This window comes from Haladaptatus sp. CMAA 1909, assembly GCF_043952005.1.
Classification (GTDB): Archaea; Halobacteriota; Halobacteria; order Halobacteriales; family Haladaptataceae; genus Haladaptatus.
Genome location: NZ_JBIOAV010000002.1, coordinates 166,655 through 189,479, shown reverse-complemented (window position 1 = coordinate 189,479; position 22,825 = coordinate 166,655). Strand labels below are relative to the sequence as shown.

The 22,825-nt window shown below is 47.0% G+C and carries 23 protein-coding genes; 13 read left to right on the top strand and 10 right to left on the bottom strand.

The genetic code is table 11. From position 1 onward, the window contains the following. Positions 1 to 769 precede the first annotated feature (769 nt). On the bottom strand, positions 770 to 1,645 hold the full coding sequence (locus ACGYLY_RS18985) for a hypothetical protein (RefSeq protein WP_395284230.1): 876 nt from the start codon (positions 1,643 to 1,645) through the stop codon (positions 770 to 772). A gap of 543 nt (positions 1,646 to 2,188) precedes the next feature. Between ACGYLY_RS18985 and ACGYLY_RS18980 the strand changes: the two genes are divergently transcribed. The 5 genes from ACGYLY_RS18980 to ACGYLY_RS18960 all read left to right on the top strand — a co-directional run bounded on the left by ACGYLY_RS18980 (position 2,189) and on the right by ACGYLY_RS18960 (position 7,251). Further along, entirely contained in the window at positions 2,189 to 3,916 is a 1,728-nt protein-coding gene (locus tag ACGYLY_RS18980; RefSeq protein ID WP_395284231.1) for a propanediol/glycerol family dehydratase large subunit, read from the top strand. 11 nt (positions 3,917 to 3,927) lie between these two features. Then, complete coding sequence (locus tag ACGYLY_RS18975) at positions 3,928 to 4,503, top strand: propanediol/glycerol family dehydratase medium subunit (RefSeq protein WP_395284232.1); 576 nt, start codon at positions 3,928 to 3,930, stop codon at positions 4,501 to 4,503. Between the two features lie 15 nt (positions 4,504 to 4,518). Continuing rightward, entirely contained in the window at positions 4,519 to 4,935 is a 417-nt protein-coding gene (locus tag ACGYLY_RS18970) for a diol dehydratase small subunit (RefSeq protein ID WP_395284233.1), read from the top strand. Positions 4,936 to 5,000: 65 nt separating this feature from the next. Continuing rightward, the gene (locus tag ACGYLY_RS18965; protein ID WP_395284234.1) at positions 5,001 to 6,896 is read left to right on the top strand and encodes a diol dehydratase reactivase subunit alpha; all 1,896 of its coding nucleotides are present in this window, start codon (positions 5,001 to 5,003) and stop codon (positions 6,894 to 6,896) included. Further along, positions 6,781 to 7,251, top strand: coding sequence for a glycerol dehydratase reactivase beta/small subunit family protein (locus ACGYLY_RS18960; protein WP_395291263.1), 471 nt, complete (start codon positions 6,781 to 6,783; stop codon positions 7,249 to 7,251). The genes ACGYLY_RS18965 and ACGYLY_RS18960 overlap by 116 nt, the downstream gene beginning before the upstream one ends. A gap of 5 nt (positions 7,252 to 7,256) precedes the next feature. Here the strand turns inward: ACGYLY_RS18960 and ACGYLY_RS18955 are convergent, their stop codons facing one another. Continuing rightward, the gene (locus ACGYLY_RS18955) at positions 7,257 to 7,664 is read right to left on the bottom strand and encodes a heme-binding protein (RefSeq protein WP_395284236.1); all 408 of its coding nucleotides are present in this window, start codon (positions 7,662 to 7,664) and stop codon (positions 7,257 to 7,259) included. Positions 7,665 to 9,546: 1,882 nt separating this feature from the next. Between ACGYLY_RS18955 and ACGYLY_RS18950 the strand changes: the two genes are divergently transcribed. Further along, positions 9,547 to 10,233: a DUF3800 domain-containing protein gene (locus tag ACGYLY_RS18950; protein ID WP_395284237.1), complete on the top strand. Its 687-nt coding sequence runs from the start codon at positions 9,547 to 9,549 to the stop codon at positions 10,231 to 10,233. A gap of 799 nt (positions 10,234 to 11,032) precedes the next feature. Here ACGYLY_RS18950 and ACGYLY_RS18945 read toward each other — a convergent pair. Further along, positions 11,033 to 11,323 (bottom strand): hypothetical protein, encoded by a 291-nt coding sequence (locus tag ACGYLY_RS18945; protein WP_395284239.1) that lies wholly within the window; start codon positions 11,321 to 11,323, stop codon positions 11,033 to 11,035. A gap of 199 nt (positions 11,324 to 11,522) precedes the next feature. Here ACGYLY_RS18945 and ACGYLY_RS18940 point away from each other — a divergent pair, with 199 nt between their 5' ends. Continuing rightward, positions 11,523 to 12,224 (top strand): hypothetical protein, encoded by a 702-nt coding sequence (locus ACGYLY_RS18940; RefSeq protein ID WP_395284240.1) that lies wholly within the window; start codon positions 11,523 to 11,525, stop codon positions 12,222 to 12,224. Positions 12,225 to 12,567: 343 nt separating this feature from the next. Here the strand turns inward: ACGYLY_RS18940 and ACGYLY_RS18935 are convergent, their stop codons facing one another. The 3 genes from ACGYLY_RS18935 to ACGYLY_RS18925 are packed head-to-tail and all read right to left on the bottom strand — an operon-like array spanning position 12,568 to position 13,408. Continuing rightward, a complete protein-coding gene (locus tag ACGYLY_RS18935) occupies positions 12,568 to 12,771 on the bottom strand; it encodes a hypothetical protein (RefSeq protein ID WP_395284241.1) in 204 nt (67 codons plus the stop codon). After that, positions 12,771 to 12,968 (bottom strand): hypothetical protein, encoded by a 198-nt coding sequence (locus ACGYLY_RS18930; RefSeq protein ID WP_395284242.1) that lies wholly within the window; start codon positions 12,966 to 12,968, stop codon positions 12,771 to 12,773. Before ACGYLY_RS18930 ends, ACGYLY_RS18935 begins: the two co-directional genes overlap by 1 nt. Then, positions 12,965 to 13,408 (bottom strand): hypothetical protein, encoded by a 444-nt coding sequence (locus ACGYLY_RS18925; RefSeq protein ID WP_395284243.1) that lies wholly within the window; start codon positions 13,406 to 13,408, stop codon positions 12,965 to 12,967. The genes ACGYLY_RS18930 and ACGYLY_RS18925 overlap by 4 nt, the downstream gene beginning before the upstream one ends. Before the next feature lie 245 nt (positions 13,409 to 13,653). Between ACGYLY_RS18925 and ACGYLY_RS18920 the strand changes: the two genes are divergently transcribed. After that, positions 13,654 to 13,908 carry a MarR family transcriptional regulator gene (locus ACGYLY_RS18920; RefSeq protein WP_395284919.1) on the top strand — a complete coding sequence of 85 codons (255 nt, stop codon included), beginning with the start codon at positions 13,654 to 13,656 and terminating at the stop codon, positions 13,906 to 13,908. Positions 13,909 to 14,034: 126 nt separating this feature from the next. After that, positions 14,035 to 14,994: a hypothetical protein gene (locus tag ACGYLY_RS18915; RefSeq protein WP_395284244.1), complete on the top strand. Its 960-nt coding sequence runs from the start codon at positions 14,035 to 14,037 to the stop codon at positions 14,992 to 14,994. A gap of 123 nt (positions 14,995 to 15,117) precedes the next feature. Here the strand turns inward: ACGYLY_RS18915 and ACGYLY_RS18910 are convergent, their stop codons facing one another. Continuing rightward, positions 15,118 to 16,467 (bottom strand): hypothetical protein, encoded by a 1,350-nt coding sequence (locus tag ACGYLY_RS18910; RefSeq protein WP_395284245.1) that lies wholly within the window; start codon positions 16,465 to 16,467, stop codon positions 15,118 to 15,120. A gap of 1 nt (position 16,468) precedes the next feature. Further along, entirely contained in the window at positions 16,469 to 17,680 is a 1,212-nt protein-coding gene (locus ACGYLY_RS18905) for an ATP-binding protein (RefSeq protein ID WP_395284246.1), read from the bottom strand. Positions 17,681 to 18,022: 342 nt separating this feature from the next. On the opposite strand from ACGYLY_RS18905, the gene ACGYLY_RS18900 reads away from it, so the two are divergent. The 4 genes from ACGYLY_RS18900 to ACGYLY_RS18885 all read left to right on the top strand — a co-directional run bounded on the left by ACGYLY_RS18900 (position 18,023) and on the right by ACGYLY_RS18885 (position 21,728). After that, positions 18,023 to 19,138 (top strand): matrixin family metalloprotease, encoded by a 1,116-nt coding sequence (locus ACGYLY_RS18900; protein ID WP_395284247.1) that lies wholly within the window; start codon positions 18,023 to 18,025, stop codon positions 19,136 to 19,138. A gap of 126 nt (positions 19,139 to 19,264) precedes the next feature. Then, entirely contained in the window at positions 19,265 to 20,125 is an 861-nt protein-coding gene (locus ACGYLY_RS18895; RefSeq protein ID WP_395284248.1) for a hypothetical protein, read from the top strand. Continuing rightward, a complete protein-coding gene (locus ACGYLY_RS18890; RefSeq protein ID WP_395284249.1) occupies positions 20,112 to 20,324 on the top strand; it encodes a hypothetical protein in 213 nt (70 codons plus the stop codon). Before ACGYLY_RS18895 ends, ACGYLY_RS18890 begins: the two co-directional genes overlap by 14 nt. Positions 20,325 to 20,702: 378 nt before the next feature. Further along, a complete protein-coding gene (locus ACGYLY_RS18885) occupies positions 20,703 to 21,728 on the top strand; it encodes an HNH endonuclease (RefSeq protein ID WP_395284250.1) in 1,026 nt (341 codons plus the stop codon). A 29-nt stretch (positions 21,729 to 21,757) separates the two neighbouring features. Here the strand turns inward: ACGYLY_RS18885 and ACGYLY_RS18880 are convergent, their stop codons facing one another. Next, entirely contained in the window at positions 21,758 to 22,000 is a 243-nt protein-coding gene (locus ACGYLY_RS18880; protein ID WP_395284251.1) for a hypothetical protein, read from the bottom strand. A 292-nt stretch (positions 22,001 to 22,292) separates the two neighbouring features. Next, complete coding sequence (locus ACGYLY_RS18875) at positions 22,293 to 22,598, bottom strand: hypothetical protein (RefSeq protein WP_395284252.1); 306 nt, start codon at positions 22,596 to 22,598, stop codon at positions 22,293 to 22,295. Between the last annotated feature and the right edge of the window lie 227 nt (positions 22,599 to 22,825).

Here is a 22,825-nt window from a genome sequence, read left to right as displayed (position 1 = left end):
TTCATGACCACGATGACGATATTCTTCGAGTGATTCGTGAGTCCGAGTTTCCAGCGGTGATCGCTCGATGGGTTGCAGATACAGTTGCAATGGAACGGCGGCCAGTACATCAGCGGCTCGAGAAGTTGCATGAACGCGGTGAATTAGAACGTGGGAAATTGAGTCCGCGGGTGGTGATCTGGTGGATTCCAACGGAACAGTAAGCGGGTTCGCTCTGGCTGGTATATTCCTTTTCAAGTACCACTGTCCCATCTGCGTTCGTGGTGATGATCGTATCACCACCGTTGTTCCAGACAGCACTTCCTGAACTCTAGTATAGCTTGGAGAGTGAATTTTACCCATTTCCGGTATAGAGTGCCGCCGTCTTACCTGGTAGTACTGCTGCCTCAAACAGGACGAGGTAGTCGTGATAGCCTTGTCGGTGATTGTCCAACCGGAGAGATCGGATGATTGACTGTCAGTGTTCTTGAAGACAATGTACCCCTCATGAAGATAGATGAACTGGACACTGAGTGGGCGGCACGCTCGGAGGAACAATTCGTCTGACTACATTTTTAGGGGTAGTTCCCTGTGCTCTAATGAGGCGAAAAAGAGAGTAAAAAAGTAAAAGAGTTTAATAGCCCATATCACATATTGTGTTATATGACGCTCCAAGAAGCCGTTCGTGCTGCCGGTGAGCAATACAACGTCCCGGACAACGAGCATCTCCGGGAGCTTGCGCGAGCGAACGCCCAGCTTCGAGATTAATCGTTTTCCGTTATCCTTTAGACTAACTTGATTGGTTTTCTGTATTGAGGAATTCAATGAATTCGTCCTTCGCCAGTGCTGGTTGTTCTTGTAGTGTTGAGTCTCCACTCTGCGCAATCAACTCTTCAACAAAGTTGATGCAGACTTCTTCGTGATGTTCAGCATAAATCTCCCAAGCCTCGTAATACGGCATATCTAACTCATATTCTGCAAGGGGAATGTCGATCCCACCTTTTCGGCGAACAATTTCACAGCCATGCTCTTCAAGTGTGCGAAAATAGAGATTGTGCCGACGCACCGTCAAAATGATCTTCGACTGCTCGATGTATGGGTTAACCCACTGCTGCCATTCATAATCTGGCGTGTGTGTATTAGGTAGCTCTATTTCTGCACCTGCTGCTTCTAGATACGTCTCTGCTATCGTAATCCCTGTTCGATGATTCGCATTGGGTAAAGAATGTTTGAGGATGAGATTGGACATAAGTTGTCCAGCGACCTCCGTAACAGTTCCCTCCCAAGTCACCTGCTCAAGTGCATCAGGAACACGGTCTATTTCGATTTCCTTGTAAATGGGTAACCCGTCACCACCATCTAATTCTTCCTCGTGCATCTCTGTGAAGAATCGGAGCAACCAAATTGTGACGACGCGGTCATCCGGGTCCATTGGCTCAAGAATTTCGGTAAGAGATTCCGGATCGACCTCTTGATCGAGATCATCGGCAGTTCCTGCAACACCAGGCGTATATAGAACATAGACTAAACCGCCAGACAGTGGATAGCCGATAATCTTCGTATCATCATTCTGGTCGACATCGAACTTTCGAGGGTCTGTTTTGACATCCTCAAGTGAGTAATGCTTATTCGCAGGATGATGTTGATACACAAGAGAACCAGGCATAGCTTACGTCTTGATTCGAATTAATCGATATTAACTCCGTCTCTTTAAGCAAGGAGGAGCGAGATGTTGCGAAGGTGAGTGATGACGATATACTCGCAGCAACCAAGAGATCAGAGCTACCAGCTGTAACCGCTCGGTGTGGCGGATACGCTTGAGATTGAACGACCGTCCGCTCATTGACGGCTTGAAGCGTTGCATGAGGGTGGGAAGGTAGAGCGTGGGAAATTGAGTCCGCGGGTTGTTATCTGGTGGATTCCAACGGGGTAGGGAAACTATTGAATCCTCCTAGCCTCAAACAATTCTTTCAGTACTCTGTCTAATGATTTAACACATTATCTTCGCACTTTCAACTGGTTTGGCTAACATCGGAGCATCACATCTCGTACTTCGAAAAGGATGGCGGGAGATATAAATGTAAACGAATATACAATAGAACCTATAATATTTATTGTTATAATCCAACTAAATTTGTTGTTTTGAAAACAAACTTGGTTTATTTAATGATAAAATAGGAAAAATCTATGTGGGAGCCAGTCACATGGTATGCTGTTTCAAAGCATGAATGAGAGAGAGGAAGGTGAAGTCGAAATTGCAGACACAAATCAGCACAAAAGATCGAATCGGTTCAAATCACTTGACGAAAAGCCGGTGAATCAAGACGGGTTCGCAAAAGAGTGGCCAGAAGAGGGACTAATCGCAATGGATAGTCCCAATGATCCAGACCCTAGTGTGACTGTTGAAGAGGGAGAGATCGTCGAGATGGATGGAAAGCAGCGAGAAGACTTCGATTTTATCGATTTCTTCATTGCCGACTATTCCATCAACGTGGAGAAAGCCGAGGAAGCACTCGCTATTGATTCAGTTGAGTTTGCTCAGCGACTCGTGGATATTAACATCCCACGTGAAGACATCATTGAACTTACGACTGCAATGACTCCAGCAAAACTGGCTGAAGTAGTGAACCAGATGAACACACTGGAGATGATGATGGCATTGCAGAAAATGCGTGCTCGAAAAACGCCAGGCAATCAAGGCCACTGTACGAGTGTAAAAGATCATCCCGTGCAAATCGCAGCTGACGCTGCCGAGGCAGCTCTCCGAGGATTTGACGAAATTGAAACCACGGTAGGAGTTGCTCGATATGCACCGTTTAACGCACTCGCTCAGCAGCTCGGAAGCCAAGCTGGGCGCGGGGGAGTACTCACTCAGTGTGCTGTTGAGGAGGCGACCGAACTGGAATTAGGGATGAAAGGCCTGACGACGTACGCTGAAACAGTCTCTGTCTATGGGACGGAATCGGTCTTCAAGGACGGTGATGACACTCCATGGTCGAAAGCGTTTCTCGCCTCGGGATATGCTTCTCGTGGATTGAAGATGCGGTTTACCTCCGGTTCCGGTTCGGAAGTGAATATGGGGCAAGCGGAGGGAAAATCGATGGTGTATCTGGAGTCACGCTGCGTTCTCGTGACCAAAGGATGTGGCGTCCAAGGATTGCAAAACGGTGGAATTAGCTGTATCGCAATCCCATCGGCTGTGCCATCGGGAATCCGGGGCGTCCTTGCAGAGAACTTGATTACGACGATGGTAGACTTAGAGGTCGCATCAGGGAATGACCAGACGTTCTCTCATTCGCATAAACGCCAGATGGCACGGACATTCCCACAATTAGTCGCTGGAACGGACCTCATCTTTTCTGGATATAGCACCATGCCGAACTATGACGATATGTTCGCCGGATCGAACTTCGACTCATACGACTATGATGACTACAACGTTGTGCAACGGGACCTCAAGGTTGATGGGGGACTGAAGCCGATCGCAGAAGAGGATGCGATTGCAGTACGGAATACTGCCGCACGAGCTATTCAAGTGGTATTCCGAGAACTGGGCTTCCCACAAATCACCGACAAAGAAGTTGAGGCTGCGACGTATGGAGACGGGAGTGATGATATGCCGGACAGAGACCAAGCTGCGGATCTGAAAGCTGCAGAAGAATTGATGGAAGGAGATATCACAGGCTTAGATATCGTAGAAATCCTTGCCGATCATGGTTTTGACGAGTTGGCGGAAAATATGTTAAATATGCTTAAGCAGCGGATCTCTGGGGATTATCTCCATACTTCTGCGGTCATCGATGGGGAGTTCAACGTAACTAGCGGTGTAAACGACAGAAATGATTATCAGGGCCCTGGAACCGGCTATCGCATGAGTGAGGACCGCTGGGAGGAAATTAAAGACATTCGACATGCGTTCGATCCGGAAGAAATCTGATTATTGTAACAATGAGTACTGAAACCAAAACCAGTCGACGAAAGCTTCGACTTGAAGAGAAAGGAATTGCCGAAAAGGGAAGTGAAAGTGACGAAGTCGTAATCGCGATCAGTCCAGCATTCGGCGAAACACAAACCTCAACGATCGTGGATATTCCGCTTGCAGATGTGCTTCGTGAGACGATGGCCGGAATCGAAGAGGAAGGTCTCAAATCACGACTCGTTCGGTTTGTCGATACTGCCGATCTGGGGAATCTCGGGAATCGAGGCGCAAAGTTGAGCGGGTCAGGGATCAGTGTCGGTATCCAGTCGAAGGGAACCGCATTGATTCATCAGGCAGATTTGCTTCCACTTAGTAATCTCGAATTATTCCCGCAGGCACCGCTTTTAGATCGCGAGAAATTTAGAGCCATCGGGAAAAATGCAGCAAAGTACGCAAAAGGGGAGAATCCGTCACCAGTCACGGTCGAGAACGATCCGATGGCCAGGCCGAAATATCAAGCACTCGCTGCAGTGCTCCACATCAAAGAGTCGAAATCAATTGACGAGACTCAAGAACCAGTCGAACTCGAAGCCCACTTCGAATAATTACCATACCGATCCATGTCCAACAATAACAACGCAGACGATCCAAGCGAGTATCCGCTCGGCAAGAATCCAGACCAGGTCGAAACTCCGACCGGGAAAACAATGTCCGATGTAACGCTCGAGAGCTTAGCAGACGGCGATGTCGATGCAGCTGACATCCGCATTTCTGCAGAAACACTCGAAAAACAGGCGACGGTCGCAGAATCTGCGGGTCGTTCGCAGATGAAACAAAATTTCCAACGAGCGGCAGAATTGACTGAGATACCGGATGAGCGCATCTTAGAGATCTATAATGCACTTCGGCCAAGTGGAGCAGAGAAAGAGAAACTGTTGGATATTGCTGATGAACTTGAGGACGAATATGATGCACAGATCAACGCAGAACTCGTCCGTGAAGCTGCAGAAGTCTACGAAACACGTGGACTTTACTGAAGGATCCGTACGGTAATTGGTTACAGACGTTTGTCCGCCTTTCGCTACAGAACACGATACTACAGATGAAATACATCGCAGGAATCGATATCGGGAATTCCAGCACTGAGGTTGGAATTATTCGACATGATCAGGAGTCGTGGCAATTCGTCGCCAGCAGTCTCTTTCAGACGACCGGTCTCAAAGGGACGACTGAAAACATTCCAGGGATTATCCGAGCACTAGAACGTGGAGTAGAAAACGCCGGAATAGCGGTGGACGAACTTGATCTGCTTTTGTTGAATGAAGCAGCACCGGTAATCGGTGATGTTGCTATGGAGACGATTACTGAAACGATCATCACCGAATCGACGATGATTGGCCACGATCCATCGACACCCGGTGGCGTTGGAATCGGAACTGGAACCATCGTCGATATCATGGAGTCACAACAAACTCATTCGAAAGGCGAGGATATCATTTTCCGTATCCCGAATGAGGTTGATTTCGCTGATGCGGCGGCCATTATCAACGATTGGGTCGAGCAAGGATTCGACATCCAAGGGGCAATACTCCAGAAGGATGACGCCGTACTCGTTTCCAACCGCTGTGAGATCGATATCCCGATTGTAGACGAGGTGACTGAAATCGATGAAGTACCGCTCGGTCAACCCGCTGCCATCGAAGTCGCTTCATCAGGACAGACGATCGACACCCTCTCGAATCCCTACGGCATTGCGACTTTATTCGAGTTAACAGCAGAAGAAACACAGAAAATCATCCCGGTTGCACGGGCATTGGTTGGGAACAAATCAGGCGTCGTGATCAAAACACCGGAAGGAGATGTCGAAGAACGGAGCATCCCAGCAGGGTCACTTACAGTAATTGGTGAGGACGGGTCGAAGAGTACCGTCGATACTGAGGATGGAGCACACGTGATTCGAGAAGCGGTCAGTAACCTACGACCACTCAAGGATGTCGTTGGAGAATCCGGCACCAACATCGGAGGGATGCTGAACCGAGCCCGTACTGAAATGAGTGAAATCACGAATCAAGACCCAAACTCGATTCAGATTCGCGATATCCTTGCGGTGGATACAATCGTTCCTCAGGCAGTCAAGGGGGCAGTCGCTGGCGAATATCGGATGGAAAACGCTGTTGCGCTTGCCTCAATGGTCAAGACGAACCGGCTACCGATGGAACAGATCGCAGAAGAACTGGAACAAGAGCTTGCAGTTGACGTTCACATCCAAGGGATAGAGGCATCAATGGCAGTGCTTGGATCATTGACGACACCGGGAACGGATTTCCCTATTGCAATCCTCGATATCGGAGGTGGTTCCACCGATGCGGCATACATGAACGAGCACAAAGAGATTGAATCAATCCACCTCGCCGGGGCAGGTGATCTCGTCACTATGCTCATTGATTCGGAACTCGGGTTAGAGGATCGGAAAACTGCTGAAGAGATAAAGAAGCATCCAGCTGCGAAAGTAGAGACCCTCTTCAGCATCAGGCATGAAGACGGGACTGTTGATTTTCTGGAAACGGCTGTTGACCCTGAGCTCTTTGGAAAAGTCGTACTATTAAAGGACGATGGCGAGATGGAACCGATCAATACAGATCATTCGCTGGAAGAGATCCGGACGACACGTCGAGAGGCAAAAGAAAAAGTGTTCGTGACGAATAGTGAACGGGCGCTTCGCCAAATCACCCCGTCGCTAAATATTCGCCATTTACCGTTTGTTGTGATGGTTGGTCGGTCGGCACTCGATTTCGAGATCCCCGAGATGATATCGGATACCTTAGCTGAATATGGCATCGTTTGTGGCAGTGGCAATATTCGAGAAGAACAGGGTCCGAGAAATGCCGTTGCCACTGGGCTTGTACTGTCGCATATCGATGGCGATTCTTTCCTTGATTTCGAACTTCCAGACGAGCTTTCGACATCGATTACCGAGAAGGTGGCGACAGATGAGTAATTCTGCACCATCTACGCGACCACAGATTCAAGTCTACTACCATGGTGAGCGATCCGATATACTCGATTTCGTGGAATATGGTATTGAGGAGGAAGGAGTTCCCTGGTACGTCGAGAGCATGCAGCGAGACGACCTTCTCATGGTTGCACATGTGGCTGCGGATGATTCACGACTCGGAATAGGGGTTGCAATTGGAGACGGAAATCCCAGTCGAATTATTCTCCAACATGAACGGCTTCCCGCAAAGCAACCGTTATTCGATTTGCCGTCACCAACACTTGCGCAAGCTCGACTTCTTGGAGCAAACAGCGCTCGATTAGCAAAACGAACTCCGTTGAAGCGGATTCTCGAATAGAGAGCCTACGAATCAAATGCTTCAACACCGGCTTCAGCAACGGTTCGATCTTCTTCAACCGCCCCGCCACTCACTCCGACAGCACCAACGACATTGCCGTTAGCACGAAGGGGATATCCACCTCCAAAGATAACAATGCGGTCATCATTCGTCGAATGAATCCCAAAGAGAGACTCATTTGGTTGACCAGCATCCGCTAGTTCATGGGTCGGCATTTTTAGACTCACCGCCGAGTACGCTTTATTCTGGGCAATATCGATGCTCGCTAAGAGAGCATCATCCATTCTACGAAAGGCAACCATGTTAGCGCCTTCATCGAAGACGGCGATACACATTGGTACCTCAATCTCTGTCGCTTTCTCTTCGGCAGCTGCGAGGATCGATTTTGCAACCTCTGTACTTACGTTAGTCATTGTTCATCACAGACTCGGTATACGCTAACACAACTCAGAGTATAAGATTTATGTCGAAGATGGAACGGATGATGATATTCTGACGGCGATACGTGAGTCGGAGTTTCCAGCAGTGACTGCTCGGTGGGTTGCGGATACGATTGGAATGAAACGGCGGCCAGTGCATCAGCGGCTCGAGGAGTTGCATGAGCGAGGTGAGTTAGAACGCGGAAAATTGAGTCCCCTGGTAGTTATCTGGTGGATTCCCGAGGAATAGATGGTCGGAGAAGTTAGTATAGAGTACTAACTTCGTGCCAACCCAGAATCTAGTAGAACCAGTGAAGAGGGGTGCCTCTGCTTGGATTACCTGATTTCACTAACTTGTGTGAAGGAAGATACTTATAAATATGGATGAAATACCAATTAATGCCCTCTAGACGACAGATACTCGTTGCATTCGCGAGCGTCTCTACTAGTGGACTGACTGGATGTGCCCGCCTTACCTCCACTCCTCCAAAGATCGAGAATCAATCTTGCCCACCCGGTAAATTCGTTCAGTCGCCTGTTTCGTGTTCTCACTCGGACACCCCGGCGCATGGTGTTGCAGTGCGTGTCTCTCCGAGTACGATTAGTGATCAATCAGCAATCGACGACTTCAGGATTGAAATCAAAAACAAGAGCCAAGCGAAGTTGGCTCTTGATGCGACTCGGTGGCAAGTCTGGACGGAGAGTGGCAGCGACTGGGAGCGGTTTGATGAAAATGAAGAGAACAATCAGTCACCAGATAGAGTGACACTGGCACCAAATAAGTATGTGAGTTGGACGGGCCTAGGGACTGCTTTAGATGTGTTTGACAGCAAATCACCGTCCGGACTCTACACCGCTGTCCTTCCCGTTCACCTGCAAGACAAGCAAGTAAATTGTGTTTGTCTCTTCCGTATTATGCCGTAGGGCGATTTGCGGAACTCGGATAACGGGGAGTCAGTTCCCCTAGGTGTCGAGTTTCCGGCGGTGACCGCTCGGTGGGTTGCAGATACGGTTGCAATGGAGCGACCGTCTGCCCATAGACGGGTCAGGAGTTACATGAAGATGGAGTGGTAAAGCGAAGAAAATTGAGTCAACAAGATGCCATCTGGTGGATTCCGGAGAAAGAGTGAATAGACTTCTCAGTTCACGAATTACGTCAAAAGACATAGTCGCAGACAGGGCACTTTCGTTCGAGTTCATCGATCACGCGATCACTTGTCTTCCCGGTCCATCCACAGTCAGGACATTGAGTGAAGCCAGGACTCATTTTATTCCTCAACGGGTTCCTGTACCAACTACTTTGGGAACGCAAGCGATGTCCTGAATCGACGACCGGGTTGGCGGGTATGTCTCCAAAGCCACAATTATATGCGGTATTATTTGTAGAATATTAATAGCTTGGAACTAAGGCTAGATATAGACGTTCTATTCCGCGATACTACCTGTGTGAGCCCATATCGACCCGCAAACCTAAGGTTGGAATAGTAACAGGAATAAGAGCTTCTAAGGTTGGATTAGTAACAGGAATGGGAATGACATGGTGAAATCCAGTTTTCAGTCGTTTGAAGCCGTGAAAGGCTGCATGTATGATTTCGGTCCAGCCTTAGAATCCTAAGGCTGGATTCTATGGCCGGAAACCAGCCCTAAGTGATCCTATGCAATTTTAAAGCCGTCAAATGCCGATCTGTACCTCCAAATTCGTCCAAAGTAATAGGGGGTACAGGAGCGAAGAAAGTGAATGTACAAGGACGGGATTGCCATGAGAGCAGTGGGTGTATATCAATACGAATTATATTCTCTATTAAATAATGTGTAGTTAGTACACTCGTCACATAATACCAGCATTTCAAGTAGCAACCGTTCCCTTTCTAAAGCAATGCGGTCGCTCTATGTAGGTATCGACGAAAGCGGGAATCATTCCCAGGATGATTGCTATGTGGTGGCCGGATGTTGGTATGTCTCTGATCGAACCGAGCCCCAGAATGTTCTCGCAGCAACCAAAGACAAGCTCCTGAACAGCCTACGCGAAATGACTGATGCTCAAAAACAGAAAAAAGAACTCAAGGAGGCCTCAATGCACCCCGAGCAGATAGAGGCACTACTCGGCGAGTTCCAAGGACACATCTATGAGGACAACTCTATCGTTCAAAATCGATTGCCGTGGTCAATGAGCTATCCCGCCGGATTTACAGTACATACGATGGAGAGTGGGTTGTTCAGATCGGCATTCAGTGATTACAATGGTCGCTTTTCGGAACTCGAACTCATGCAGATCTCTGCAGTTTCTTCAGTGTTGAACCCGGTCTTCCAGGATGGAATCATGGAATTAGACGGAATTGATCGCATCAGGGTCTTTTTCGATGCGACAACATGGACGACCGTCGGAAATCACATCGACCAGTTCATCGACGACCCGCGATTTGAATTTGCCACTGCAAATAGTCAGGCGGTTCCAGGGATCCAATTTGCCGATCTGGCGTCGTACTCGTGGGGGCGCAATTTGCGAAAAGGTGATTGTGCAGGCGCAGTGTCGCTACTCCACAATCTTCGGGTTGCGCGATAGAACGCAGCCACGGGAGCCTCGTGCCCCTTCAGTGAGGGATCATCGCCTCCCGCGCCACTTGCTATAGTCTAGTGCTCCTGCCCATTTATACTTTTACAATTTTACAATCTCTTGGGGAGTGATCGACAAGATGATTCTCACGTGCTTTGTTCGGGAACAGAAGCCAGCGAATAGCCTCGAGGTTATGGAACCGCTCGAACCCTACATGACGAGTGAGATTGCGGACGAACTTGGATGGTCACGACGGTCGGCGTATGAGATGTTGAACGGTCGTACCGACGATGGTGAGATTCACAAGAAGAAGCCCGAATCGCGTCGTGTGATCTGGATTCAAACAGAATAGCAATCGTACGTTAGTATGGAGGGTCACGATCTGATGCGAGGTAGCACTCACAAACAAAGAAGCCATTCAGAACGTGATCTGCGTACGCTCTCGATTTAGCGATGTTATTCGAAATCGTCGTTGGGACGCGCATAGAGCACTTCGCTCTCACCATCATCGTACTCGCTCGCAGGACCATCGATGATGAGATCGAACTCTCGGGTAATGCCACCGATCTCGATTGTCTCCGGAAAGCGTCCATCATAGTCGAATTCATCTATAGCATCGAAGCTCTCGAATGCGAGGACAACATCGACATCGCTCTCTCGTTGGTGATTTCCTCGGTCGGGTTCACAAAACGTTCCGTGAGCCATGTACTGCAAGGGCGATCCTCGTTGACTTCGAATGCATCTCGGATCTGTGGCCACGTTGGTTTGCGTTCGTTATTGGCCATTGCAGTGGAGTATCGGTAATTGGTTACTGTGATACCGGGACCAAGTCTCGATGTCGGAACCAGACATCGATTTCCTCAGTATCGCTTTCGATGCGGTAGCTATAGGAGTCTAATTCGCGCCCAGTCTCGTCGCCGAGAGTGTCCTGCAAGACATCTGTGATGGTGCCTTCTTTCCCGTGATGTTCACTGTCGGGATCAGTCTTGGACAGGTAGACCTGTACGTCGTCGCCCGGTTGGTAGGGGTCGCTCGCTGGATTACAGATACGGTTGGGATGAAACGACGGCCAGTACATTAACGGCTCGAGGAATTGCATGAGCGAGGTGAGTTAGAACGCGGGAAATTGAGTCCGCGGGTTGTGATCTGGTGGATTCCGGTGGAATAGTTGATCGGAGAAGGGTCAAGGCCCACTTGCCGTTGATGTCTATTTTCTTGCCGATCACACACCGTCGGTTTTGAGACAGGTGAATGAAAAACCGATAATTTGATTTGATATTCTGAATACACTGATAAACGTGTCTGCTCAAACCAAAGAAATTGTAGAACCAAATCCGTTGAGGACTGAATTAGATCGTGTTCTTGGGGAGCAGATGCAAATAATTCAGGAACAGCAGGCTCAGGCGACAAAGGTAATACGGGTTGGTTTAACTACTGCTGGCCTGGCTCTTACTCTCGTATCAATTGCCGTCTCATCAGATATCATTAATCTTTCAAATATTAGTAACTTAATGACTGTGAGTGTTATAGACATTTTTGGCCTGCGAAAAGAAGTTCCGATCGGATATATAGTGATCGGAGAAGTGTCATTTTTTATGTTTTTATTTTTAATAATACGATTATTCATACCTGCCTTAGCTGTTCTATCTCCGGATACAGCCGATACTACAATCCTCAGAACTCTAATGGAAATACCTTTTATCGGAAGCAGTGGTACGTATGTTAGAAATCGGATTGATGAAGAATACAATGGGATTTTTGAAGATAGAGTTACCCTAAGAACTGGATTAGATTCAGACAAAGCTAAGAAGCTGAAATCAGTAGAAGATATAGAAGGTGAAATAATTGATTATCATATTGGATGCGTAAAAGGAAATGAAGCCATAATCAATACAAACAGAGAATATCTGTCAAGGATATATACTTCCGCAGCGCTTGCGACATTTCTTTTGTTTGGTTTGCTAATTTACTCTTTAGCAATATCTATTTTTATACTGTAATCAAACGAACCTATATAAGTAAGATTCTGAATAACGAGTCTTTACAGTTACTGTATAGCTTCCGATCATCTTGTAGTAACTCATTTTCTTTCTCCGAGATTACGGCCACTTCATCGTCCAAAATGGCGATTTCACTTCTTTCACAAGAATCATATACTGTTCTTTGATCGTTTTCCTGATATACATGAGTACGTTCGAATATAGTATACTATACCAACTTCAGTACCAGCTTGAGACCGAAGGTCTGAATTGCTCGAATAAGCACCCGGGGAGGGCACGGAACACGAGGTTCCGAATCCCACTTTAATAGTATAAGTCAGCACCCGATTTCGGCCTCGATCCGTCATCGGTCGTCCTCCGAGTAGTACGCCCCACCAGATGCGCCACCGTTCGGAAGGTGATCCGGACGCTCGGGACAACCGTATCGGTGACCCACTTCGAGGCCCTCGGGGGTGCGGGTACAGCGAGCTCGGCAGATCGAACAGCGGAACTCGTTCTCGCGTTCAACTGACCGCGCATGCGAGGCGAGCAGTTTCTCGGTAGACATCAGCCCATCACCTCCTGAGCGAGTTCTAGTTCGTGTTTAACCTGCTCGATGTCGGGATCACTCCCGCAGTGCATGAGTGCCGTAAGGGCACAGGCCCGTGCGAACTCGTCGTCACAGTGACGAAGGATACTCACCAGCGTATCCTGATTCTCCTTTAGCCAGCGCCGGGCGTCTTGGGGCGTGTCGAATCGGCTCATCGGGAATCACCACCCACCCGAGAACTGAGATTCACTTTCGATTCGGTAGCAACTCTTAGGTATGTGTCGTGTATCTGTCTGCATGCTTCTCTCGCAAGGGAAGTGCGGTCTCGGTGCTTCACCACCGAGGTTTTGTCATGAGCGCACTCCGATATGTTTCTTTGAGTATCTACGTTATCAAGCCCCGCCTTACGTCCAGTGAAAGTGAAATCGTCGTCGTCCTCAGCTGAGTCGGGGGTTTCAGGCGTTTTACCCTCAGAACTGGTTGCGAGGTCGCGTGCGGTGAGCAGGTCTACCGGACAGCCGCACGGCGAGAGAATGTGCGTCGAGGGGCCGCGCGTAATGACCGCGAGGATCGGTTTGTCACAGTAGGGGCAGTTGGCAATCGATTCGTTCGTACAGTCGGGGCTTTCAAGACCCCGTGAGTCATCTTCGTACATGGCTTTCGTACTTCTCTACGAAGGCTCACGCGAACCTGATGTCACCAGCATCGGGGTTCGCATCGTTTTCAAGCTGAACCCATCATGGAGCGACGGGTTCGCGATGAGCGTCCGTAACAAGTCGGTTTAGACTCATATATAATAACTTTAACGACGTACGTAGATATACAATGACTACATGCATCGATAGAATGATACTAAACCAGTCTGATTTTTCGTGTATGGTTACTCACTCTAAAAAAGAGATGGTCGAGCGAGTGAGATGGATGTCGCCAATCGACTACGAGATTTTACTGTTCTTCGAAGAACACGACATTCTCGTCTCACCGAAGGTTTTGGCACTTAATATCGACTACAACAGACAGTACACCAGTAAACGATGTCGAACGCTTACTGAAAAGGGGATTTTATCTCAAAAGAGTAATGGAGTATACGAGTTGTCGGAGAAAGGGAGGCAGTTTCTCGCGGGCGACCTCGATGCAGACGAACTCGAAGAGTAGCTATGTGCCCGCAAGTAGACTGAGTTGCTCGCGCGGAGAATCTAATTCTTGAATTACTGTGAATAGATAAAATTCTTATATAAATGCCAGAATCAGATTTTTATAAATGTACACGTTATCTCATACATGGACACTCGGCGGACTGCCTATCGCGCTTTGCTTAATGAACAATGCCCCAGCTGCCGATACAAACTCGACCAGTCCTATGCTCGTCTCTCCCGGAGTAGTGGCGATAGATACAGTACAACCTACACTTGTCCACACTGCGACACTACAACTCAGTACACAATCTCTATCCAGTCTTCAACCGCACTTGTCACAGTTCAAAGCACAGACGGTGAACTAATTAGCAACAACCGAAAGCCACTTGCACAACTTGCTGCGCATGGACAGTCAAGTGAGCAACAATTCAACCAGATCCATTTTCTCGAAACATCTCTGGACATCGTCTATCAAAATCTTAACCGACTCTTTATATGGGGAGAGTCCTTTCCAGAATTTTTCGAACAAGTTTCTAGAACCTCGCTCGCCGATCTCGACAATCATTTTGAAAATGATCTCGTAGTGAATTTAGGACGAGACAGTAGATGGATTGACCTCCATACAGATGTTCATAATTACCTCTCTAGCGTCTACAGTCACCACCAATTTGTAGAGAATACGATTGCTTCAATCATTGCATCAGATGCCGAGAGTGACCGTCTCCAAAAACAGTATAATGAAGATAACAAAGCACTGTTAGGTCTTCGACACTATACACAACATCGGATGGTCGCTCCACTTCGTATCCGACAAAATACCGGAACCGCAGATCGTGTTGTTGATATTCTCATTGATCTCAATGACCTCCGAGATTTTGATTACAGACATGGGTTTAATCACTGGTTCGGGGATGTTGACGAAAACTACATAGATTTGATTGAGCGTGGCGTGCAGCACTACCAAAACGCTGGTAACCATGCTATTGAACGGATAAAGACAGCACGCGATGAAAATGAACAGAGTTTCCAAGAGTTGGAGGATCTTCGGGAGGAGTACCCCACACTTGATGACATTAATATATTCACCAACAGAGATGGGGAGTAAATGCGGCCACGTCAAGGGATCGCGATCAAGCCTTCGAAGACGTAGGGTGACTCCACATTCTTGGAATAGACAATTCGGTTCACGATGGATAGAATGCATCGCTCCTATTTAGCGAACTTAACCTCACCAGTAAATTGCTGTGAAGCTCACTTCAAGATACCAGTCCCTTTTCTCATGTTTGGTGATGGTATCAAAATCCCTGCTCAGAAGATTATCAATCGTGTCTGCACGAGTATCATCACTCAGGTTATAGTCAATGTTTTTGCTCTCAAGTTCTTTTTCGAGTCTTTCAATAGACTCTTCAACACCTTCTAATCTCTGGGTAGTACCCCCTACATCTTGGAGAGTTATTTCTAATACTTCCTCTGCTGTGCCAGATTCTATCTCGAGATTGGCTTCTGTTTCTAATACTTCAAGATAATCTTCGAGCCGGGATCGGAGATCCAGATCAGTTTTATTACTTATTACTGTGTCATTTTCATCTTTTTCAAACATATCTGGAATATCTTCTAATGATTCCCCCGTTCCGGAGAGGATTGAATCAACAACAGCTATTAGCTTTATTGGCATCCAGTCGTCAGAGACCTCTTCACTGTCCAATCGACAGTATACAGTATATTCATCATCATCAAACAAGAATCTCGTTTCTTCCTGCCAGAACTTATCTGAGTCAACGAAGCCAACAATATTTAATCGATCTAATTCGATATTATTTTCTTCTGCGTATTCCTTTGAAACAATCTCAGCTGATTCATCCCTTACAAGCACACCGTAATCCACCACTTCCCCAACAATTGGTACCAATCCTGCCATCAAATGTTCGATAAGATCTGAAAAAGCTTCCAGTTTTTCCAAGGATAACTCTTGGTCTTCTATGTTTCCCTCCAATTCTTCTATTTTTGGAAAAGTATCAAACATCTCTGCGATTGATGCCATTGCAGTATAGAAGTCATAGACCTCATGAGAACCGAGATTTATGTTTACTTCAGCAAGGCTTCCTCTCACAAAATCAACCTCACTATCGAATGTTCTTTCGTTACTTTTCCCGAGGATTCTATTCCAAATTCTTTTTGGAATAGATAGTTTTGGATCATATTCATCCGCGATTACCATATCTTCCGCTCTCATCTCATAAAGTTCCTTAAAATTAGATTGAATTACATATCGACGAACCGCTTCAGAACTCCGCTCTCGAGTACCTCCAATATTCCCGTTTAATAATGGGTTCTTACCTCCTAATCCACCTTTAATACTTCCTGATATTTGTCGGCGTTTCACAGTGCTCTTTTGCTCTGTGACCCCACCAGTAGTAGAGGCAATTAAACTAACCACCGAAGTTTCATCGAGATAGACAAATTCTCGAAGAGGAGGCACAGAAACATATCCTAATTTGACTTTAACCCAATCAATGACGCGAAACGGAATCCGGATAAGATAGATCAAGAGTCGGTATATTATTTGAATAACCCCCATATTACGCACCCCTATCATTGTTTTCTTGCTCAGTTAAACGCTCATGAGCTTTCAATAAATCAGCAATCCGTATTTCATCACGGTCAGCACCTACAGCTAGTATTCCTGCCTCATTCAACAACGCTCGTAGATCTGCGCCAGTCCATCCTGTTGTTCGGTTCATGACTTGGTCAACATTCTTCTCGGAGACACTATTGGGGATTTGATAATCTTCTCGGAGAGTTTCAAAAATATTCATTCGATTTTCTTTCTCAGGCTCAGGGAAGTGAACAAGCCAGTCGAACCGTCCTGGTCGAAGTAGTGCTTTATCTATCTCGTCTATCTGATTAGTTGCAGCAATAATGAATACGTTCTCTTGGGCACCATCGAATCCATCAATGACTGAGAGTAATTGAGCAACAATTCGTTGACTAAAATCTCGTGTTTCTCCCCCACCTCGATCCACAGCGATACTATCTATTTCATCAAAGAATATTATTGACGGACTTTCTTCTTGCGCATCATCAAAAATCTCCCGTATTAGCCTTTCAGTGTCACCTACGCCTTTACTTATGATTTCTGGACCTCTAATTCGGTAGAATTGAGCTTCAAGTGACTTGGACAGTATACGAGCAAAATGTGTCTTACCGGTGCCCGGTGGCCCGTGAAAGAGGGCACCCATTCGTGGTTCAGTGCCAATATTGGTGAGTTTCTCTGATTCTCTTAGAAATAACTCAACACGTTCTCTAAATTGATTCTGTTGTGTTGTGATACCTCCAAAGTTTTCGAAAGAGATAGTATCACTATCATCGTCGTCTTCAGTATCTTCTTTAAACGACGATATTATCGAGTCATTGTCGGGACCAAATAGAGATAGGGAAAGATCCACATCGGGATGGACAGCGATGATATTATCAGCTTGGCCTATTTCTACTGCATCACCTGGCTTAATTGAGAGATCATTTGGATTCCATACTTTCTGGGTTATACTGCCAATCTCGACAATAACGTAATCTTCAATTACCCTTTTAGCGGTACCTAGATCATTCTGTCGCGTAAATGATGAGCGTGCAGTCCCTTCATAGGTCAAATCATCAGTGTCCAATTTTATCGAATCGCCAATATTGAGATCGTCAGCGATATCGGCTTCGATAAAATTCCCACTAGGGAGTTTGATGGTATATCGCCCACCACCAAGAACGTCCCAAATGACTGAATGGGTGTATACTGACATTGGTGATTATGTTATATCTATCCAACCAATATCAACCCTTCTGTATTCGTATTCTAAACCTCAAAGTAAGCTATTCCCAGACATTTTCCAATCAATTTCTTTGTCGGCAGCAGAATTCTATTAAGTCTTCTGTAGCCGTTTGTAGAGATAATTCCCAACAGCCACCCATCCGTCACACTACGAGCAGCGACCAAGCACGCGTCAAGTCGCTACCACTCTATGAGCGGCATGTCCACGTCACATTCAGATATGTGCAGTACAGGAGACAGAACACAGAATCACATAGATGGTAATCCACCAAAAATAGACATATTTATTAGATAAAATATTAGATAATAATATGTGCCTCAATCAAAGCTATCATTCGTCCTTATTTTCCTCATCCTCACCGCTGGGTGCGCAGGAAAACTCGAAGAGAAACCGACTACACAAACGAGTTCGACGGAGATCATAGAATCGACACTGTCGACGCCATCACCATCGCCCACGACAACATCCTCGACGATAGACCGAACCACAACCTCCGAGATAACCACGACTTTAGCAACCACGACTGCCGCTTCAGTTCCGGACAACCCCTGGGAGAAAGAGGAGATAGTTGTCCAGGTCAAAAACCAACAGAACAACCGGAATTTCAAACCGCTCGTCAGGAAAGCACTAGACTACTGGGAGGAAAACGATAGCCGCTACGGTGACTACGAGATCAACTACACAGTTACGACCGATAGTCGTGACCCAGATATTACAGTGGAATTTGTCCAAGATATTCCGATTTGTGGGGATAGTTTTGGTGTCCTCGGCTGTGCACCGCTGATCAATGGGACTAATCGCGTTTACTCCATGGAGACTGTTCAGATCGAAGTCGGATACACCAATCATTCGACCCTTCAAACGCTGAAACACGAGTTCGGTCACACACACGGGCTCGAGCATGGTGACGAACCGATGCCGCTCATGAACGCAAGCGGGGAGGTCGATGATCTCCCGATGCCGAACGTAGACGAGCGCGATCTCCCATGGCAATCCGAGCAGCTGTCAGTGTTCGTCGACTATAGCAACGTCTCAAATTTCTACCGCGACGACTACAAAGAGCAGATCCAGCACACACTCAATTACTACGATGAAGGGGCGGACGGTACCGTCCCGAAAGCTGTGTCCTTCCAGACAACGGAGAACAGATCGGCGGCGGACATCGTCATCGACTTTCCGGATTCAGTGCAGTGCGGTGATTCCTCCGAAGGTTCGTGTGGTTCCTTCTGGGGAATCAGTCCTGATGCAGATGATGAATTGGAGTTCTACACTCAAGGGTACATCAACGTCGCTGGAATCGACGAGGACGCGATTGGCTGGCACGTTGGTTATTGGCTCGGCTACGCATTCGAAGGAGTTCCCGAGGATTTAGCGCCGCCGTTCCAGGATGCGGACTATGACGATCGGCGTGACGACTGGTGGGACTAGCGCGACTAAATCCCTGTCCTAAGCGAATGAACCAGTGGTACCGTATAAAACAAATCGAATATAGAATACACAACATATAAACACAGCATAACAAATTTTATAAATTTACAGTTAATTCAGACAGATATGACTGTCGGGATAGCAGTAATAGCCGATGCTGGTACGAATGACCCAAAAGTTATCGTGGCCGCCGACCGAATGCTCACTACTCAACAGCAGTCTAGGATTGAGCATGAGCATCCCGGAACGAAAATCAGTCCTCTCACTCCACAGATTTCTGATGCTGAACTCCTTACTGTGTTTGCTGGCTCTGTATCTCTTGCAGAAGAACTGAAAAAGAATATTGAAAGTGCCATTTTCAATATCAAAAACCAGAACAATCAGCAGCTCACCGTCCGAGATTTTGCTAAAATTTCTGCGAGCCAATATAGATATTTTGTCCAAGAGAAAATTGAGAACGTCGTTCTATCTACTTATGGGTTAGAGATGGATGATCTTAGTAAGCAACATCAGTTTAAAGATAGTTTTTTCAACAATGTATTAGCAGAAATAGAATCAATCGAGAATCAGATTACACAAAATTTGGTAATGTTGCTAGGAGGAGTAGACGATATGGGAGGTCACATATACCAGATTGGGAATAACGACGTAAATGGCCATAATGACATGGGATACGCAACAATCGGGAGCGGGACACAACCTGCTCAGTCGGAGTTTATTAAGAGTGGATATGGTAAAAACGAAACGTTTGATTCCGCTCTCGCCACTGTCGCTGCAGCCAACCATCGGGCTAAACAAGCTAGTGGTGTAGGCGGTAATGTGGATATTTCTGTTGTAAATAGACATATTACTAACGATGTTGGAGATGAAACAATCGATAATCTTATGGAGAGGCAAAAAGATATTGCGTATGAGCAGGAAGAGGTTAAGCAGAGCATACTAAAGGAAGAGACGATAGAATGGAGACTAGAGAATGATACTCAATAATAAGGATTCCAATCGGCTCTCAAAAGATGAGCCAAAAATCGGATCAGAACGTACGAAAAAGCGGCTCTCTGACGAGGAGAAGAATCAGCTTCTCGAGCGTTTGACCGGTGAACAGGATGTAAAGTTCGAAGAAGTTGACTCTCCCTTCGGGAAAGAAGACAAGCCGTCTTCAGGAGAGATCGAAGAGCTACTTGAGTAACCGTTCTCTATTCATTTGTGATTCCATTCCAGTCTGTCGCCATTAGTAAATTTAGCAGTTGTACTTTCCCCAGGGATTTTGCGTAGCAAGTCCAGCTCATACTATATATGAACACGAACCGGTCCCAACTCGTGTTCATAACTTTACATCCATCTTCACGATCTTTCTCTCGACCGCGCCGATCACACCACTCACCACACCCCTGTTAAAGACAATCTACGTTACAGTAACCAGAGAATCTTAGGAAAGACGAGTCGTGTTCACGAGCGTGAATCGATGATTTAGTTGCCCAAATCGGCCAGGACCCAAGTTCATAATGGAATTAAGCGAACTCCCCGACACCTTGATCTTCTAGAGATGGTTAATTAGAGCAACAGAATGGGCCAAGATACTCAAATATTCCTTGCAGCCGTTGCAAACGAGCATGCGCAGGACCATCTTCAGAAGACGGTACTCGAGGGAGTTCCGCAAGATCTCTACGAACAATACACAAACGGGGACTTCGGCAATCCCACTCCATTATGGGGGATATCCAGCGGCAACTGGAAGAAGTACGGTGACAAATTCCGCTCGGGCGATGTAATCCTCTTCTACTCTGGCGAAAATTCGGATACCGGTATTAGAGAGTATAGTTACATGGCGACGATCACCATGACTGAAACGAATCCAGAATTATCAGAGGCAATCTGGACAGCCTATAGCGGGACACTGAGACGTGACAATTCGTCACGTCCATGGCCATATATTCTCTACCTTGCCGATGTAGAGCGCGTCCACATTCGTAGTCGAGAGTTGCATGACGACCTTGGATACAAAGACGATTTCCTAATGGACTTCCGGCGAGCAAAGCCGAAAGACGTCGAACAACTCACCGCGGATTACGAGAACGTCCGAGAATATTTGGAAGAAAAATACTGGAGTTCGCAATCAGAGCCACATAGTGAGGAGACAGACGAATCGGACGCTCGCTCACGCCGCGCTCGAGTTGATCAAGAGGAAGGGGTTAGCGATCTACGTCCACCACGGCGAGTCGAATCAGCAGTTAGTCGCATTGTCCGTAACACGACCATCGTCAAGCGTCTGAAAAAGAAGTACGACTATCGATGCCAAGTCTGCAGTGAGCAGCGAAGACGAAAACTGGATGCAAAGTATGCCGAGGGTCATCATCTTCATCCATTGGGTAACTCGCCTGCTGGTCCAGATCACGAGCAAAACCTCTTGGTCCTGTGTCCAAACCATCACGCAGACTTCGACTATGGAATGATCAAAGTGGATCCAGAAACGCTCGAAATGACTCATGCATACGACGAGGGCATATCCGGTGGGAAACTCTGGATTCACGACGACCATCAAGTCAAGGACGAGTTCCTCGAGTACCACAACGAAAACATAGCCAACTTCTGACTCCACGTCTTTCTGTGGGGTTCGTACTGTTAACCAGATCTGCCCACGGACCAGCTCGTTTGCGCTTCGACAGGCAACTCCTCTGTATCCAGGAGATTTGCGATTTCTATAGCCGTCACACTCCCCTGCTGTTCAGCTTTCTCCATCAACTCGACGAACGCACCATTGGGAACAGCCGCAGTGTCACCTCGCATTTGGAGATAGAATTCGGCGGCACAGTCGAGTGCCTTACTTTTTGTCTTCTCGCCGGTCGCCTCGAGGAGGAATTCCATTCGCAGTTCCCGTGAATCGGTCATTCGCAGGCGCATATTTTTGCACACGTCCCCTGGAAACCTAGTTTTATCGGGTAACTGAAACAGCGATCATATATAAAGAACTTCGAGAATCGTTCGACCAGTCTCATCGAAGCAGTGTCCATTCACTCACGATTGACTCGATTTGCACACGGAACTCGCAATAGATGTGTGCAATTTCGGGGATTCGTTTTTCACGTTCTACAACCCCCACCCATTTCTGTAGCGAATTGTACTTCAGGACGTCGAGATTCCTCGTAGATCTATCCGACTATTCACGAGATTGGCTAGTTCGAGGATCACTAACGAACTCATAGCTTCCAGAGTCGTACTTATTTTTCAGATGAGAGGCCAGTGCTAGACGTTGGATCCGGTGCTGAACGGTTTGCCGGACCGGATTATCCAGTTGATCAAGAGTGCCACGTTCATCGAGAGCACGATAAATCTCCGAAGGAGTTGCTTTTCCCCAAGGATCGCCAGTCTCACGGCCTTCTAGAAAATAATCGAGAATGGCAATATCCAGGTCATCAATCTCATCAGTCGATAGCGGCATAGTGTGTGATTTTCTTTTGCTCATGGCGTTGCTAATAGCTATCGCCTTCTTGTTACTAAATGCTCCGCTATAATCCAAGCTAATAGTTTTGCTAATAGCAATAATTAAGTGAGAACAGAATAGACTACCAAGTGGAAGCGCGGAATGCCTTGCAGAAAGGCCGGTGCTGAGACACCGACCGCGCTTCTGAGGTCACAGAAGCATGACTGAAAACACGCCTATTATTGAAAAACGCATCGACTATCAACCAC

Coding starts and splice junctions, on each gene's coding strand:
- ACGYLY_RS18945 (WP_395284239.1), bottom strand. CDS start 11,323: ATGCAATTCCTCGAGCCGTTAATGTACTGGCCGTCGTTTCATCCCAAC.
- ACGYLY_RS18965 (WP_395284234.1), top strand. CDS start 5,001: ATGAAATACATCGCAGGAATCGATATCGGGAATTCCAGCACTGAGGTT.
- ACGYLY_RS18905 (WP_395284246.1), bottom strand. CDS start 17,680: ATGTCAGTATACACCCATTCAGTCATTTGGGACGTTCTTGGTGGTGGG.
- ACGYLY_RS18875 (WP_395284252.1), bottom strand. CDS start 22,598: ATGAGCAAAAGAAAATCACACACTATGCCGCTATCGACTGATGAGATT.
- ACGYLY_RS18980 (WP_395284231.1), top strand. CDS start 2,189: ATGCTGTTTCAAAGCATGAATGAGAGAGAGGAAGGTGAAGTCGAAATT.
- ACGYLY_RS18985 (WP_395284230.1), bottom strand. CDS start 1,645: ATGCCTGGTTCTCTTGTGTATCAACATCATCCTGCGAATAAGCATTAC.
- ACGYLY_RS18915 (WP_395284244.1), top strand. CDS start 14,035: ATGGACACTCGGCGGACTGCCTATCGCGCTTTGCTTAATGAACAATGC.
- ACGYLY_RS18955 (WP_395284236.1), bottom strand. CDS start 7,664: ATGACTAACGTAAGTACAGAGGTTGCAAAATCGATCCTCGCAGCTGCC.
- ACGYLY_RS18960 (WP_395291263.1), top strand. CDS start 6,781: ATGCCGTTGCCACTGGGCTTGTACTGTCGCATATCGATGGCGATTCTT.
- ACGYLY_RS18970 (WP_395284233.1), top strand. CDS start 4,519: ATGTCCAACAATAACAACGCAGACGATCCAAGCGAGTATCCGCTCGGC.
- ACGYLY_RS18890 (WP_395284249.1), top strand. CDS start 20,112: ATGATACTCAATAATAAGGATTCCAATCGGCTCTCAAAAGATGAGCCA.
- ACGYLY_RS18920 (WP_395284919.1), top strand. CDS start 13,654: ATGGTCGAGCGAGTGAGATGGATGTCGCCAATCGACTACGAGATTTTA.
- ACGYLY_RS18925 (WP_395284243.1), bottom strand. CDS start 13,408: ATGTACGAAGATGACTCACGGGGTCTTGAAAGCCCCGACTGTACGAAC.
- ACGYLY_RS18950 (WP_395284237.1), top strand. CDS start 9,547: ATGCGGTCGCTCTATGTAGGTATCGACGAAAGCGGGAATCATTCCCAG.
- ACGYLY_RS18935 (WP_395284241.1), bottom strand. CDS start 12,771: ATGTCTACCGAGAAACTGCTCGCCTCGCATGCGCGGTCAGTTGAACGC.
- ACGYLY_RS18885 (WP_395284250.1), top strand. CDS start 20,703: ATGGGCCAAGATACTCAAATATTCCTTGCAGCCGTTGCAAACGAGCAT.
- ACGYLY_RS18930 (WP_395284242.1), bottom strand. CDS start 12,968: ATGAGCCGATTCGACACGCCCCAAGACGCCCGGCGCTGGCTAAAGGAG.
- ACGYLY_RS18880 (WP_395284251.1), bottom strand. CDS start 22,000: ATGGAATTCCTCCTCGAGGCGACCGGCGAGAAGACAAAAAGTAAGGCA.
- ACGYLY_RS18895 (WP_395284248.1), top strand. CDS start 19,265: ATGACTGTCGGGATAGCAGTAATAGCCGATGCTGGTACGAATGACCCA.
- ACGYLY_RS18910 (WP_395284245.1), bottom strand. CDS start 16,467: ATGGGGGTTATTCAAATAATATACCGACTCTTGATCTATCTTATCCGG.
- ACGYLY_RS18975 (WP_395284232.1), top strand. CDS start 3,928: ATGAGTACTGAAACCAAAACCAGTCGACGAAAGCTTCGACTTGAAGAG.